8 protein-coding genes are annotated in these 14,892 nt (G+C 57.4%); 2 read left to right on the forward strand and 6 right to left on the reverse strand.

Annotated elements, in window-relative coordinates; genetic code table 11:
- Positions 1–32 precede the first annotated feature (32 nt).
- From phrB to HW090_RS00275, 6 genes are all read right to left on the reverse strand, one after another.
- The gene (gene phrB / locus HW090_RS00250; RefSeq protein WP_179111592.1) at positions 33–1,445 is read right to left on the reverse strand and encodes a deoxyribodipyrimidine photo-lyase; all 1,413 of its coding nucleotides are present in this window, start codon (positions 1,443–1,445) and stop codon (positions 33–35) included.
- A complete protein-coding gene (locus HW090_RS00255) occupies positions 1,436–2,161 on the reverse strand; it encodes a DUF1722 domain-containing protein (RefSeq protein ID WP_179111593.1) in 726 nt (241 codons plus the stop codon). Before HW090_RS00255 ends, phrB begins: the two co-directional genes overlap by 10 nt.
- Positions 2,162–2,262: 101 nt before the next feature.
- Entirely contained in the window at positions 2,263–4,188 is a 1,926-nt protein-coding gene (locus HW090_RS00260) for a transglycosylase SLT domain-containing protein (protein ID WP_179111594.1), read from the reverse strand.
- Positions 4,189–4,506: 318 nt separating this feature from the next.
- Positions 4,507–4,956, reverse strand: a complete 450-nt coding sequence (locus HW090_RS00265) for a transcriptional regulator (RefSeq protein WP_179111595.1) — start codon at positions 4,954–4,956, stop codon at positions 4,507–4,509.
- Between the two features lie 96 nt (positions 4,957–5,052).
- Positions 5,053–5,490, reverse strand: coding sequence for a transcriptional regulator (locus HW090_RS00270; protein ID WP_256930700.1), 438 nt, complete (start codon positions 5,488–5,490; stop codon positions 5,053–5,055).
- Positions 5,491–5,601: 111 nt separating this feature from the next.
- A complete protein-coding gene (locus HW090_RS00275) occupies positions 5,602–6,567 on the reverse strand; it encodes a siderophore-interacting protein (RefSeq protein ID WP_179111596.1) in 966 nt (321 codons plus the stop codon).
- Between the two features lie 274 nt (positions 6,568–6,841).
- Here HW090_RS00275 and HW090_RS00280 point away from each other — a divergent pair, with 274 nt between their 5' ends.
- Both HW090_RS00280 and HW090_RS00285 read left to right on the forward strand, forming a co-directional pair.
- On the forward strand, positions 6,842–8,230 hold the full coding sequence (locus HW090_RS00280; RefSeq protein WP_179111597.1) for a nucleotide disphospho-sugar-binding domain-containing protein: 1,389 nt from the start codon (positions 6,842–6,844) through the stop codon (positions 8,228–8,230).
- A gap of 196 nt (positions 8,231–8,426) precedes the next feature.
- Entirely contained in the window at positions 8,427–14,891 is a 6,465-nt protein-coding gene (locus tag HW090_RS00285) for a non-ribosomal peptide synthetase (RefSeq protein ID WP_179111598.1), read from the forward strand.
- The last annotated feature ends 1 nt before the right edge of the window (position 14,892 follow it).

Genomic DNA, 14,892 nt, shown 5'->3' on the forward strand with positions numbered 1-14,892 from the left:
GGCAGCGTTGGCTCGGAAGGTCGTGGCCGGTTTTAAGGCAAGTCGCGGAAAGCCGCCAGTGCCCGTTCGCGGCTGGCGGCAAGGTCGAGGATCGGTGCCGGGTAGTCGACAGAGCAGAACAGATCGCCGACGGGCGGCGAGTGGATCGCCTTGTCGCTCAGGCTGGTGAGTTCCGGCAGCCAATGGCGGATAAAGCGCCCCTTGGGATCGAAGCGTTGCGACTGTGAGATCGGGTTGAACAGGCGGAAGTAGGGCACGGCATCCGTTCCGGTGGACGCCGACCATTGCCAGCCGCCGTTGTTGGCGGCCAGGTCGCCGTCGATCAGGTGGCGCATGAAGAAGCGCTCGCCTTCGCGCCAGTCGATCAGCAGGTTCTTGCTGAGGAACATTGCCACTACCATGCGCAGACGGTTGTGCATCCAGCCGGTGGCGTGCAACTGGCGCATGGCGGCATCGATGATTGGCAGGCCGGTTCGACCTTCTTGCCAGGCTTGCAGGTCCTGCGGCGCGTTGCGCCAGGGCAGTGCCTCGGTTTGCGGGCGAAAGGCCCGATGGCGCGAGACACGCGGGTAGCCGACCAGGATGTGCTTGTAGAACTCGCGCCAGAGCAACTCGTTGATCCAGGTGATGGCGCCATCGTTGCCGGTGTCGAACTCGCCCTGGTTGCAGCTCAGTGCCGCATGCAGGCACTGGCGTGGCGAGAGTACGCCGGCCGCCAGGTAGGGTGAGAGCAGGCTGGTGCCCGGGGCGGAGGGGATGTCGCGCTGCTCCGCATAATCCTGCATATGTTCGTCGGTAAAGCTGGCCAGTGCGGCAAGAGCTGCCTCTTCCCCTGCGGGCCAGTGGGCGCGGAGGCTGGCATCCGGCGCTTGCCAGCCGTCCAGCTGAGCTGGGACTTTATCGCTGGCGATGGGCAAGGGCGCCTGCGCCTGTGGTCGACCGCGAGGCTGCGGTGGCGCTGCGCGCAAGTGTTGCAGGCAGAGGTTGCGAAACTGGCTGTAGACCTTGAAGTAGTCGCCGGCGCGGGTCAGCAGGCTACCAGGCTGGAAGAGCAACTGGTCCAGGTGCCGATGCAGTGTGACGCCTTCCATCATCAGTCGGGTGGCGACCTGCTGGTCGCGCCGTTGTTCGTTGATGCCGTACTCGTCGTTGAGGTGTACGGCATCGATGTGCAGCTCATGGCACAGGCGCCCGAGCAGGTCAGGCACCCCGGACCAGTCATCGCAGTGGCGGACCAGCAAAGGCACGTTCAACTGTTGCAGATCGGTACGAAGCTGTTCGAGGTTGCGCAGCCAGAAGTCGACCTTGCACGGGGCGTCGTCGTGCAGTTGCCATTGTCGGGGCGTCAGGACGAACAGGGCGACGGTCGGCCCGTTGCGCATGGCGGCATGCAGGGCCGTGTTGTCTGCTACTCGCAGGTCGGTACGTAACCAGATCAGTTGCATGAAAATGAGTCCCAGCCCGTCACGTCGACGAGTTCTGATGGATAAGGGTCAAGGTAGGTCTGTCGCTGGATATAAGGATCGGGGTAGCGCCGGAAGTACTGGCGCAGCAGTTCCAGGGGGGCGGCCAGTGGCAGCTTGCGCGAACGGTAGTCCTCCAGCAGGGCTTGCCAGTTCCGTTGTTCTTCTTCATTCAAGCGCTGCTTCAGGTAGCCCGCGACATGCAGCAAGGCGTTCAACTGTCGGCCATGTTCGGCGGCCTTGCCCAGGCTGGCCATGAGCCCTTGCACATAGAGGCTGGCCCTTCGTTCGAGAGGGTGCTCGGCAGGGCGCCCGAGCAATTGGCCGAGGGATTTGTAGCCTTGCGGATCGTAAGCGAGCACCAGGTACTTGTAGCGTGCATGGAAGGCGGTCAAGGCGTGTTCGCCGAGGCCTTCGGTGAGCATGTTCTGCCAGTCGGCGAGGGCGAAGGCGCGGGTGAAGAAACTGTCGCGGCAGGCCGATTGCTCCAGTTGTCCAGCGGCGACCTGTGGGTACAAGGTGTTGGCTCGCACATCCGCTGTCGGCGCATGGCTGCGTATATGTCCGCACAGGCCTGTAATGCTGTCGGTGTCCTTGGCGGGCAAGGCTTGCAGGTGAAAATGACGCTCCAGCACTGCCCGTGGAGGCCAGTCGCTTTCAATAAGTGCCGCGTCGAGGCCTAGAGCGGCTTTGGTCAAAGTGGCGGCGTCCAATCGGTGGGTGAAGTCATGCGTCCGGCCTCGTGAGTGAGCGTGTTCATGAACGGTTGCCGTCGATGAACACGCTCACTTCCACAGCATCAGCGTTCGTAATAGCGCTCGTGCCATTCGATCAGTGGTTGCGGTGCATTGAGCTTCTGCCCGTAGATGACCGAGTAAGTCAGTACGTTCTGCACATACTGGCGGGTCTCGTCGAAGGGGATGTTCTCCACCCACACGTCGAAGGCCAGGTGCTCCGCATCCTTCAGCCATTGCCGCACGCGCCCTGGGCCGGCGTTGTAGGCGGCGGTCGCCAGTACGCGGTTGCCGTTGAACTGGTTGTAGATCTGGCTCAGGTAGGCGGCGCCCAACTGGATGTTGGTCGTCGGGTTGAGCACCTGCTGCTGGGAGGCCAGCGGTATGTTGAAGCGCTTGGCGGTCTCCTTGGCCGTGGCCGGCATCAGTTGCATCAGGCCGGTGGCGCCGACGTGGGAGCGGGCATCGACCATGAAGGCGCTTTCCTGGCGGGTCACGGCGAACACCCAGCTGGGATGGATATCGCGCGTCTTCGCGGCCTGAACCAGTTGGCTGCGGTAGGCCATGGGGAAGCGTATGTCCAGATCATCCCAGTATTGCGCCTGGGTGATGGTGCGTATGGCTGGGAAATACCACTGCATGTCGTAGGCCAGGCGTGCCTGGGCCACCATTTCATCGCGGCTGAAGTGACGGCTGACGTTGTACCACTCGCGGCGCCCGTCGACGATCTGCCCGCGTGCGTGGAATTCGAGGGCGCGCAGGATGCCCGGTGTGGCGCGGACCTTCTGGCGCGTCTTGGTGTCGATGACCAGTGGCTTGTGGTTGAACTTGTAGGGTGCCTTGATCCGGTCAGCAGAAAGGAAGCCATAAAAATCCCGCTCCTTCGAGACAGGTTGGTACAGCTTGCGTACCTGTTCCTCGCTGGCCTGTGCCAGTTGCAGGCTGCGGGCCTTCCAGTAGCGCCAGCGGTTGCTTTCGGCCAGGTCGGTAGGGAAGCGGTTGATCAGTGCATGGGCCTGCTGCCATTCGCCCTGGCGTAGCAAGAGGCGGGCGCGCCATTCGCTGACGGTGTTGTCACGCAGCTTCGGGTCGTAGTCGGCCATGACCTTGAGCGCACGGGTATCGAAGCGCCGGGCCAGGGTCAGGCCAACCTGGTGTGCGATGGCGACCTTTTCATCCTCGGAAAAGGAAAAGTGATTGGCATAGCTCTGCAACAGGCCAAGGGCTTTTTCCGGGTCCTGGCGGGCCAGGCGACGCAAACCGAGGGACACGATATCGGCCATCTGCGGGCTGGTGGGGGCGAAGCGGGTCGGTTGGCTGAGCATCTGTGGCTTCTGGGCGACATCGATCAGCAGTTTCACCTTGTCCTGCAGCTTCGGCATGCTCTTGCCGAGAAAAGTGGCAAAACTGTAGTTGCCGCTTTCGACCGCCAGTTTGGCGCGCTGCCAGCGCTTTTCTTCCGTCAGTTGGCCGGAGGCTTCCCAACGCTCGAACAGCGGATCGCAACTGTTCGGTTGCGATTTGCCGACCAGCCACAGGCGCTCGGCAGTCTGGTTGCCGGCCTGTACCTGGCCATGGCTCAGTTGGTATTGGCCGAACAGGCAGTCCAGCTCTGTGAAGTTCATGCTCGGGTCGTAGTACTTGACGAACAGCGGCCACTCACCGCGCGCTGCCAGCAGACGCAGCCAGCGCAGCTTCATCCAACTGATCTGCGGCAGGTCGCCGTGCCGGGTGAGAAAGGCCGAGACCTCTTCATTGCTGGCAGTCTTCAAACGTGCGGTCAACTCGTCATAGGCGAGGTAAGGCTCCAGTGGATAGCTGCGCAGCGCACTGGCATAGCGTTTGTAAGGACCACTGTCACCCTTGGCCAGGGCTTGTTTGGCTTCGTCATAGTAGAGGCGTTGCTGGGCCAGCGTCGCGGCCTGGCTGGCGCCACTGAGCATGGATGAAAGAAGCAGGCAGAGGCTGAAACTGAAAAAACGGCCGCGCATAGGACTACCGAAGGCAGGGGGCTGGAATGACGCTGTATGGGGTGGAGCAGAGCGCTCCGACATGGGTGCTAGCTTATCCTGCCAACGTCTCCAGTTGAACGGGGGAAGCCACAAGTTACAACTTGGCGAAGTCGTTTCGGAGGGACGTCCTGAGTGGGTGGATGGGCCATTGAACGCCGGTGGTGGATTGGTCGCGACGGGGTAAGAAGGGTGGGCGCCGTTGCCGATGAAAAGTACGAAACCGTGTGGCCGAACACGGTTTCAATCACCCACTGGCGTCTATCTTGCCGACATTCAGAGTGAATGTATGACCATCGGCTAGCGGACGCTGCTTTCGAATTTGTGCAGTTTCGAGAGCGCCATGATGACCTCGCGAGCAATCTTGCGCTGTTCCAGCGGCAGGCTCAGATAAGCATCGATGGTCGCACGTTCATGTGCGGGCTCGCCTTTTTCCCAGCGCGAACGGTTCTCGCGGATGCGGCTCACGGCCTTGTCGCCGAAACGCAGCGCCTGTGGTTCGACATTCAGCCACTCGGACAGCACCTGCAACTTGTCCTGGGCAGGAATCGACTGGCCACGCAACCAGCGCGACACGGCCTGGAAGGTTACAGGCTTGCCCCAGTAACGCGCATTGAACTCGCGCTCGAGGATACCCGGACGGCAGGCATAGCCAGAAGCTTCCATGGCGTCGCGCAGGCGCTGGGAGAACTCAAGCTTCTCCGTCTGGGAACTGCTATTGAGGTCGGTTTCTGTCGTCTGAGTCGTCATTTACTGCTCCTTCATGAAATCGGGTGTTGTATTTCCCATTTAACGTTCTGGATTTCTTATCCGGAACGTTAAATGGGCGGGCAACCTGCTTCCTGCTCATTCCTTCTCGGGCATTGCATACCCGCTCAGCTTGGCGAGGGCCATGATGATTTCCTGGGCCAGCCTGCGTTTGAGCTCGGGAAGCTCCAGGTAAGCATCGAGCGTTTCCCTTTCCTGGGGCGGCAGGCCAATCTTCCACTCGTTATGTTGCTCGTGGACATCCTCGTGGGAATAGCCACCAAAGCGCAGCTTATGTGGCTCTATCGACAGCCATTCCGCGAGTACGACCAGCTTGTCCTGTGCCGGAATGGATTGGCCACGCAGCCAGCGAGAAGCCCCTTGGCACGTGACAGGGCGTCCCAGGTAACGTGCGTTGAAGGCATGCATCAAGACCGCGGGGCGAGCTGGATAACCCGATGCCGTCATGGCATTGCGCAGGCGTTCGGAAAACTCGACTTTTTCATTCATGGAAACAACACTGAATTCTGCTTCCATCGCATTTCAACTTTTGAGTCCCTGTTATTTTGAATTATCGCTTTCAATTCGGAAAATATCCAGACCCAAAATGCTTTTTTCTGGTTTTTTCTCCAGAAAGGCTCGAAACCCCTATTCAAGGGCCCTGCCGAGACGCCAGTAACCCATGAACGACATCGCCTTGCGCTCCAGCCCGCGCTCGCCAACCAGATAGCGACGGATCGCCATCACCGCAGCCGACTCGCCGGCGATCCAGGCGTAGAACTCGCTATCGTTCGGTTGAGCCAGTTCCCAGAGTATCTGGGTATCTACATCCACCTCGCCAAGCGCTTGAGGCTTGCCAACCTGGGGAGTCGACAGCGGGAGCACGGCCAACTCGCGAGCGGCCTTCTGCATGCCTTCACCGTGACCGAAGCCGTGGGCGCCGCGTGGCAGCCAGACAATCTGGGCATTCTCGGGATGGACCAGTTGGCGCTGGTCTGCCGTATCCGGCACCTCGATAAAAGCCTGCACGACCGCTGTACTCGATTCAGCGGCCAGCTCCTCGAGGATGCCGGCAATGGCAGGCAGTGCGGTTTCATCACCAATCAGCAGGATATGACGTGCGCTGGCAGGCGGCTGCCACTCATAACCCCCCGGGTCTCCCTGGAAGGCTGCATTAGGGGCAACCATCTGCAGCCTGTCGCCAGGCACCGCATGCTCCGCCCAGCGCGAAGCGGGGCCACTGTCGCCATGCAGCACGAACTCCACATCCACCTCGGCCGCTTCTGTACGCAAGGCGCGGATGGTGTATGTGCGCATAGCCGGGCGCAGCCCAGAGTCCAATGCTTGCAACGCCTTGTGCCAGTCGCCCTCCAGGGGGAGCGAAGGTGGTGTGCCTTCAGTACTGGGGAAGAACAGCTTGACCCGCTGATCCGCAGCCAGCGTCTGGATGTTCTTCACCTCGGGCCCGGTGAAGACGAAACGCGCCAACGCAGGACTGACAGCGATGCGCGCTTTCAACTGAAGATCGAACACCCGATAACTGCGGGGCCTGCTGGGGAGTGTGTGCTGGATAAGCGATTGCAGCCGCTGCTTGAGAGACGTCGTGAATGCCATGGGAAACCTGTCGTGCTCAGGGGATGACATCTGGAAGACGCAGGAGAGGGTGGGGGATTTAGCGTGAATGTTTAGGGAATGGTGCAAGAATTCATTCTGCCCCACCGACAGCTGTATATGAAATGGCTCCGCGGGAATGAAAGTTAGAAAAAGTCTATGGAGTGTCTTGATGGCTGCCTGTTGCCAGATGGTGAAAGCGAGTGTGCTAACTCGTCCGTCTAAAGACAGGTCAGTGGTTTTCGTCTCTGGTTCAAGATATCCCTAGGAGTCTCGTATGAGCCAGAGTCAATCACTGATCATCTTTATGCTGTTGCCGGAAACTAGCGCTTACAACGCCAGCTTTACCCTGGCGCGTCTTCTGCGGGAGCAAGGGTATCGTATTCTTTATGGCGGACCGGAGCGTTTCGAGGAGCATGTGCAGGCTCAAGGATTCGGTTATGAACGCCTTGAGGTCCCTGAGCCGGATTTCATCAAAACACCAGAAGGGCAGCCTGAACCAGGGCTTATTGGCCGTTGGCTACGCACTCGCAGGGTCATCCAATACTATCGACGTGAGTCGCGCGACTTGATGGAGCGCAGTGTAATCAGGTTTGCCGAGATCAATCCGGCGCTGGTGCTCTTCGATCCACTGATCTGGCCTTACGCCGAGCTACCTTTGCGCAGTGGTGTGCCCATGATTGCCTTCAGTACGACGTTGGCATCTTACTTTAATCTTCAGGTGCCGCCTGTATTCTCCGGGCTCCCTGTTGGTGACCCTGGTCGTTGGCAAGTACGGTTGCGTAATATGCTTGCTTGGAGCCGTTGGATTCTGAGGGCACGTTTCAATCTGTTCATGTATGAAAAAGTATGGCCTCTGTTTTATGGGCTACCACCACAAACCAATGGTCTTAATCGGATACAGCAGTTGGGAGGAGCTTTTCGCTGGGGTGAATATGGCCCGCGCTTGATCTTACCGGAACTGGTAGTTGCTCCTTGTGAAGTGGATTTTCCCCAGCTCGTCGCATCCAATGATCGGACCTACATTGGTGCCTGTGTAGATATTTCCCGAACTGATGGTGAGTTCGATTGGGGGGGGATCGATCGGAGCAAACCTTTAGTCTATTGTTCTCTGGGAACTTACAGCGAGTGGTTCCGGAATGGCCGTGGTCTCTTTGGTGCTGTGATCGAAGCACTGATGCAGAGAGAAGATCTGCAGGCTATTGTGCAGCTTGGCAATGTCGCCGATGCAGAAGCTTTTGGAGAGCTGCCGGAGCGAATCCGCTTGGTTAAACGGGTTCCCCAGCTAGAAGTTTTGGAGCGGGCGGACATATTTATCACTCATGGTGGATTCAGTTCTACTCGGGAAGCTTGTTATTTCGGGGTTCCAGTTGTTTTGTTCCCATACTGCAACGACGGGCTGGGAAATGCAGCACGGTTGATCTACCACGGGATGGGGGTCAGTGGGGATTTTTCTAGTGTTTCTGTGTCAGTTGTGTTGGGCTTATTGGAGGAAATACAAAAAGAGCCGTACCGGGTGGCGGCTGAACGCATGCAGGTCTATTTCCGGCAGCAAGCCGATTGCCGGGCTGGGCTTGAGTTTATCGAGCGCTTCCTGTCATCGGATAGAAACTTTCAGAGTCCTGTAAATCTTAGACTGTTTGGCCCAGAGGAACACTCCACTTAAATTCCGTGTTTCTCAGGTTTATTGCCTAATTAGACGTTACTCAAAATCTTTGCTCCCTCTTCCATGTGTGGAAGAGGCTAGCGTCGTAAACCCTTCCCTGATGTGGTGGGGCCTTTTAAATAACATTGATCGAGCTTCGTTCTTACCGATACGACAGGCCTCAGGGCCACGCCGCTGACCAGTAAGGAACGAATGCATGAACGCCGAAAACGCCCATAAACTCGCCCGCCGTTTCATAGAGCTTCCCTTGGAAAAGCGCCGCTTGTTTCTTGATGGGTTGAGGGCGGAAGGGGTCGACTTCTCCCTGTTCCCCATCCCTAGCGACATCGTCAGCGATGAGAGCGATAGGCTCTCGTATTCCCAGCAGCGCATGTGGTTTCTCTGGCAGCTCGACCCTCAGAGTCCTGCCTACAACCTACCTATGGCAGTGCGCCTGAAGGGTGAGTTGGACAGATCTGCTTTGCAGAGCGCCTTCGATGGCCTGGTGGCCCGGCATGAAACCTTGCGCAGCCACTTCAGCGAGCAGGATGGCCTTGCCCGTCAGCACATTGCCGAGCCATTCGCGGTGACCATCGACCAGCATGACCTGAGTACCGTCGAAACCAGCGAGCGCGAAGAGCAAGTTCGCTCATTCGCCGATGCTGAGGCCCTGGCACCTTTCGATCTGACCAGTGGGCCACTGTTACGTGTGCACTTGCTGAAGCTGGCCGCCCAGGAACATGTGTTGTTGCTGACCCTGCACCATATCGTCGCCGATGGCTGGTCCCATAACGTTCTGATCGACGAGTTCACTCGCCTCTACGACTCGGCCTGCAGTGGCATTGAAGCGACCTTGCATCCGCTACCGATCCAGTACCGTGACTACGCCCTGTGGCAGCGCAGTTGGCTGGAAGCCGGAGAGCAGGCGAGGCAACTGGCATATTGGAGCGACAAGTTGGGTGACGATCACTCCCAACTGGAGCTACCTACCGACCACCCGCGCCCATCGGCACCCAGTTACAGGGGGGCTCGCTACGAATTCCAGGTCGAGCCGGCCTTGGTAGAGCGCTTGCGAGATTTGGCCAGAGAGCAGGGCGTAACCCTGTTTATGGTGCTGCTGGCCGCCTTCAAGGTGCTGTTGCAGCGTTACAGTGGACAACAGGTGATCCGTGTCGGTGTGCCGGTGGCCAACCGTAATCGTTCTGAAGTGGAGGGGTTGATTGGCTGCTTTATCAACACCCAGGTACTGCATACAGAAATCGACCCGCTGATCGATGTGGTCGAGCTGCTGCAGCGGATCAAGGAAACCGCTCTGGGCGCCCAGGCGCATCAGGATCTGCCGTTCGAGCGACTGGTGGAAGCGCTAGACCTGGATCGCAGCCTTAGCCATAACCCGCTGTTCCAAGTGCTGTTCAACCACCAGCCCAATGTGGTCGATGCAGGGCAAATCAGTACCCGTTCCGGGTTAGGCCTGGAAAAGGTTCTACTGGACCGTCACAGCGCACGTTTCGATCTGTCGCTGGACACCTACGAGAGCGCCGGTCGACTGCATGCTGTATTCACCTATGCGCTGGACGTGTTCGATGGCGACACGGTCAGGACCTTGCAGCAACACTGGTTGCAACTGTTGGAAGGTCTGACGGTTGAATCGAAGTGTGTGGTCGGAGAACTGCCTCTGTTGCTAGCTGAGCATGAGGCCAAAGTGGAACAGGTCGAAACCTATGCTGCAGATCGCTGTATCCATCATCTGATCGAGCAGTCTGCGAAGACCGAGCCACTCCACGTTGCGGCAGTCAGCGGTGAGCAGCAAGTCGACTACCAGACTCTCAATGAACGTGCCAATGCCGTTGCGCAGGTGTTGCTGGACAGTGGCACACAACCCGATCAGCGCGTAGGTGTTATTGCTGACCGTTCCATCGAAATGTTGGTGGGTATTCTGGCAGTACTGAAGTCCGGTGCCGCCTACCTGCCACTGGAACCTGATCAGCCCCGCGAGCGCCTGGATTTCATGCTGGCTGACAGCTCGGTACAGTTGGTGCTGGTCAGCGCAAGCTGGAGCGGTGAATTGCCGGGAGGCATAGTCCGTATTGAGTTGGATAAAGCCCCGCGCTCTACCAAAACGCCCATGGTGAATATCAACCCTGCCAATCTTGCTTATGTGATCTACACCTCCGGCACCACCGGCTTGCCGAAAGGCGTGGGTATCAGCCATGCCGCTTTGGTCAACTATGTGCAGGGTATGTCGTGTCGCCTGCCAATGGATGACCTACACAACCTAGCCATGGTCACCACCCCGGCTGCGGACTTGGGGCATACCCTGTTCTACGGCGCGCTGTGCAGCGGCAAGACCCTACATATGCTCGACAAGGACAGCGTACTCGATGCCGAAACCTTCGCGGCTTATATGAATCATCATCGGATCGATACGTTGAAGATCGTTCCATCCCACCTGCAGGCCATGCTGGCTGCTGGTGCTTCAGCATTGCCAACGCGCTGCCTGATCGTCGGTGGAGAAAGCTGCTCTACTGGCCTACTGGAGCATATCGCATCGCTGGCGCCTGAGCTTCAGGTGATCAACCACTATGGCCCGACTGAAACCACTGTTGGCGTGCTTACCCATGAGGTGAGAGGCCAGCCGCTGCTGGGGCGTCCCTTGGCTAATATCCGTGCGAAGGTTTTGAGCGACTGCCTACAAGCGGTACCAGGCTCCGCCCGCGGCGAGTTGTATATTTCCGGCGCAGGTTTGGCCCGAGGCTATCTGGGTTGTGCGGCACTGACTGCCGAGCATTTCGTGCCCGATCCGATTGGCGCCGAGGGCGAGCGTATGTATCGCACCGGCGACTGGGTACGCCGCAATGCCAAGGGCGAGCTGTTGTTCGTCGGCCGTATGGACGGCCAAGTGAAGATTCGTGGCTACCGCGTCGAGCTGGCGGAAATCGAAAGCCAACTGCGGCAATTACCGAGCATTAGTAATGCCGTCGTACAAGTCATTGGTGATGACATCAATCGGCAAGTGGCCGCCTGGCTGGTGCCGGCAGTGACTTTGGCCGATGAGGCCGGACAAAAGCTCTTCCTTGATGATATCCGCCGTGAACTCAAACAGCGCCTGCCGGAGCATATGCAGCCAACCCATATGCTGGCGCTGGAGCGACTGCCCGTCACCGCCAACGGCAAGGTTGACGTCAAGGCTTTACCTGAACCAGTAGCGAACGTGGTGAGCTATGTAGCTCCAGTCACGCAACTGCAGACCCAGTTGGCCGAGGTGTGGGGACAAGTGCTGCGGGTTGAGCGAGTAGGGCTGACGGATAATTTTTTTGCTCTGGGTGGGCATTCGCTGCTGGCGACCCAGGTGGTATCGAGGGCTCGAAAACAACTGGATATGGATATTCCGCTGCGGGCTCTGTTCGATACTGCTGACCTGCAATCCTTCGCTGCATCGGTACAAGGCATTGGGCGTTTCGAGGAGAGTTGCATCGAACTCTTGGACCGCAGTACACCGCTGGCGGTATCCCATGCCCAGCATCGTCAATGGTTGTTCTGGAAGCTTAATCCGCAAAGCACCGCCTATAACACACCATTGGCGGTAAGGATGCGTGGCAGCCTGGATCGACAAGCGCTGCAGGCTGCCCTGGATACTCTGGTCGCCCGCCATGAATCTCTGCGTACTGTTTTTGAAGAGCAGGGCGGCCAGCCATGGCAGCGGATACTACCAGTTGGCAGCATGCCTATCGGCTATGAAGATCTGGCAGGTCTGGAGGAAGAGGATGTCACCCGCAAGCTGGAGGAAGAGGTTTTCGCGACTTTCGATCTCGAGACTGGGCCCCTGATACGGGTGAGGCTGTTCAAGGTTGGGGAGGACGAGCACCTGCTCGCAGTGACACTCCACCATATCGTCTCAGACGGCTGGTCGATGAGCGTGATGGTGCGCGAGTTTGCCACTACCTACAACGCTTGGGCGACTGGGCAAGTGCAGCAATTTCAGCCTCTACCGGTGCAATACGTCGATTATGCCACTTGGCAGCGCGAGCGCCTAGCCGACGGTCAGATACAGGAGCAACTCTCCTATTGGAGGACGAAGCTGGAAGGCGACTTCGATGTTCTTGAATTGCCTGCCGACCGAGTCCGGCCGCAAGTGCAGAGCTACAAGGGGGGGCGCGTAGATATTCGACTATCCGATGAACTGACGGAAAAATTGCGTCGCCTTGCAGTCGAGGCCAATGCCACTCTGTTCCATGTGTTCCTGGCAACCTTTGCCATCTTATTGTCGCGCTACAGCGGTCGGGACAAGACCAACATCGGTGTACCCGTCACCAATCGCAATCGCCTGGAACTAGAGGGGTTGATCGGCTTCTTCGTCAACACAATCGTGGTTCGAGTAGATGTAGAGCCGGTTATGGGTTTCCGGCAACTGCTCGAAGCCGTGAAAGAAACGGCTCTGGAAGCCCAGGCCAACAAGGACATTCCCTTCGATGTGCTGGTGGAGGAGCTGAAACCTGAGCGTGGGCTGGGGTACAACCCTCTGTTCCAAGTGATGTACAACCATCTGCGTGATTTTGGTGAGCAGGTGTCAGCGGATAGTCTGTATGGTTTGCACGTTGGAGAGGTGAATCTGTTGGAGCGTAGTGCCCAGTTCGACCTGTCTCTGGACACTATGGAAGGCTCCGATGGTGTGACTGCCTTTTTTAGTTATTCCTCCGATTTATTTGATGTACGGCGAATAGAGCGATTAGCACGCCATTGGCTAAATTTGTTGTATGCAGTTGCAGAGCGACCTTGGCAAGCCATTTCGGAGTTACCACTGCTGGATCAGGAAGAGCGGGAACAGATCATCTATGAGTGGAACTGTACCGAAGCAAGTTATCCAAGAGAGCAGTGCATTCACCAGTTAATCGAAGCCCAGGCCGAGAAAACCCCGGATGCCGTGGCTGTCATGTTTGGTGATCAAGAGCTGACGTATCGAGAGTTGAACAGAAGAGCTAACCAACTGGCGCACAAACTCCGAGAGCTGGGTGTAGCTCCGGATGTACTGGTTGGCATCGCGGTAGAACGCAGCCTGGAAATGGTGATTGGTCTTCTGGCCATTCTAAAGGCCGGCGGTGCTTATGTGCCTCTGGATCCGGAGTATCCGCAGGAGCGGCTGACTTACATGATGGAGGACAGCCAAGCTTTATTGTTGCTGTCGCAGTCATCTTTACTGGAGCGTTTGCCCCAAGCTGTGCAGGCAAATGTTCTATTACTGGATAACTTTTCTCTGGAGTCCTATTCCTTCGAAAACCCAGAAATCCTGCTGACGCCGGGCAATCTGGCTTACAGCATCTATACCTCAGGCTCCACTGGACGGCCAAAGGGTGTATTGATCGAACACCGTAATGTTGCGGCGCTGATCGGCTGGGCACATTCGGTTTATAGTCAGGAAGATTTACAGGGTGTGTTGGCCTCTACTTCTATCTGTTTCGATCTTTCCGTTTGGGAGCTATTTGTCACGTTGTCCGCCGGTGGCTATATCGTCCTGGCCAATAATGCTCTGGAGCTTCCCCAGCTTGCTGCTAAGGAGCGTGTCCGTCTGGTCAATACCGTACCTTCTGCGATCAAGGTGCTGAGTGAATCAGGCCAGATTCCTGAGAGTGTGCGCATCATTAACCTGGCAGGAGAGGCACTGAAGCAATCACTGGTCGATAGCCTGTACCAGGCCAAACATATCGAGAAGGTCTACGACCTGTACGGTCCCTCGGAAGACACGACTTATTCAACCTATACTCTGAGAGCGCTGAATGGGCAGGCTAATATTGGGGCGCCGATTTCCAATGGTTCAGCCTATCTGCTGAGTAGTTCAATGAATCCCTTGCCTGTGGGGTGTTCTGGCGAAATCTATCTGGCCGGGGCAGGGCTGGTACGGGGTTACCTCGGGCGTCCAGCATTGAGCGCCGAGAAGTTTCTACCCAATCCGTTCGATAGCAGTGAGCAGGGTGGTGGTCGCCTTTATCGCACCGGCGATTTAGCCAAGTACTGTGCCGATGGCGTCATCGAATACGCGGGCCGTATCGACCATCAAGTGAAGATTCGTGGTTTCCGTATTGAGTTGGGCGAGATCGAAGCCCGGCTGCAAGGGCATGAAGCTGTTCGCGAAGCGGTCGTCATCGATATCGAAGGGCCGAGTGGCAAGCAACTGGTAGCCTACTTGGTGCCCTCTGCGGATCAAATGGCCGATGCTGAACAACAGGGTGAGCTGCGTACGAGCCTGCGCGACTATCTGAAGGAAGTCCTGCCGGACTATATGGTTCCGGCCCATCTGTTGTTCTTGGACAAGCTGCCTCTGACGCCCAATGGAAAGTTGGACCGCAAGGCATTGCCGAATCCTGAGGTCAATCAGTTACAGCAGGAATATGTCGCGCCACAAAGCGAGTTTGAACAGCGTATTGCGGATATCTGGGCTGATGTACTGAAGGTCGAGAGAGTTGGCTTGACCGACAACTTCTTCAATTTGGGTGGTCATTCCCTTTTGGCTGTTCAAGTTATTTACCAAATCAATGCCAAATTGGACATTGATTCACCTCTGCAACTGATTTTTGAGAGACCAGTATTGAGTGATTTCTCTATGAGTTTAGAGAGCTGCAGTTTGGCGCTAAGTGAAGCCGGCTTGAGCGATATCGAAAAACTGATGAACGAAATGGCAGAGGCCTGAA

The sequence above is a fragment of the Pseudomonas sp. ABC1 genome, from assembly GCF_013395055.1.
GTDB lineage: Bacteria > Pseudomonadota > Gammaproteobacteria > Pseudomonadales > Pseudomonadaceae > Stutzerimonas.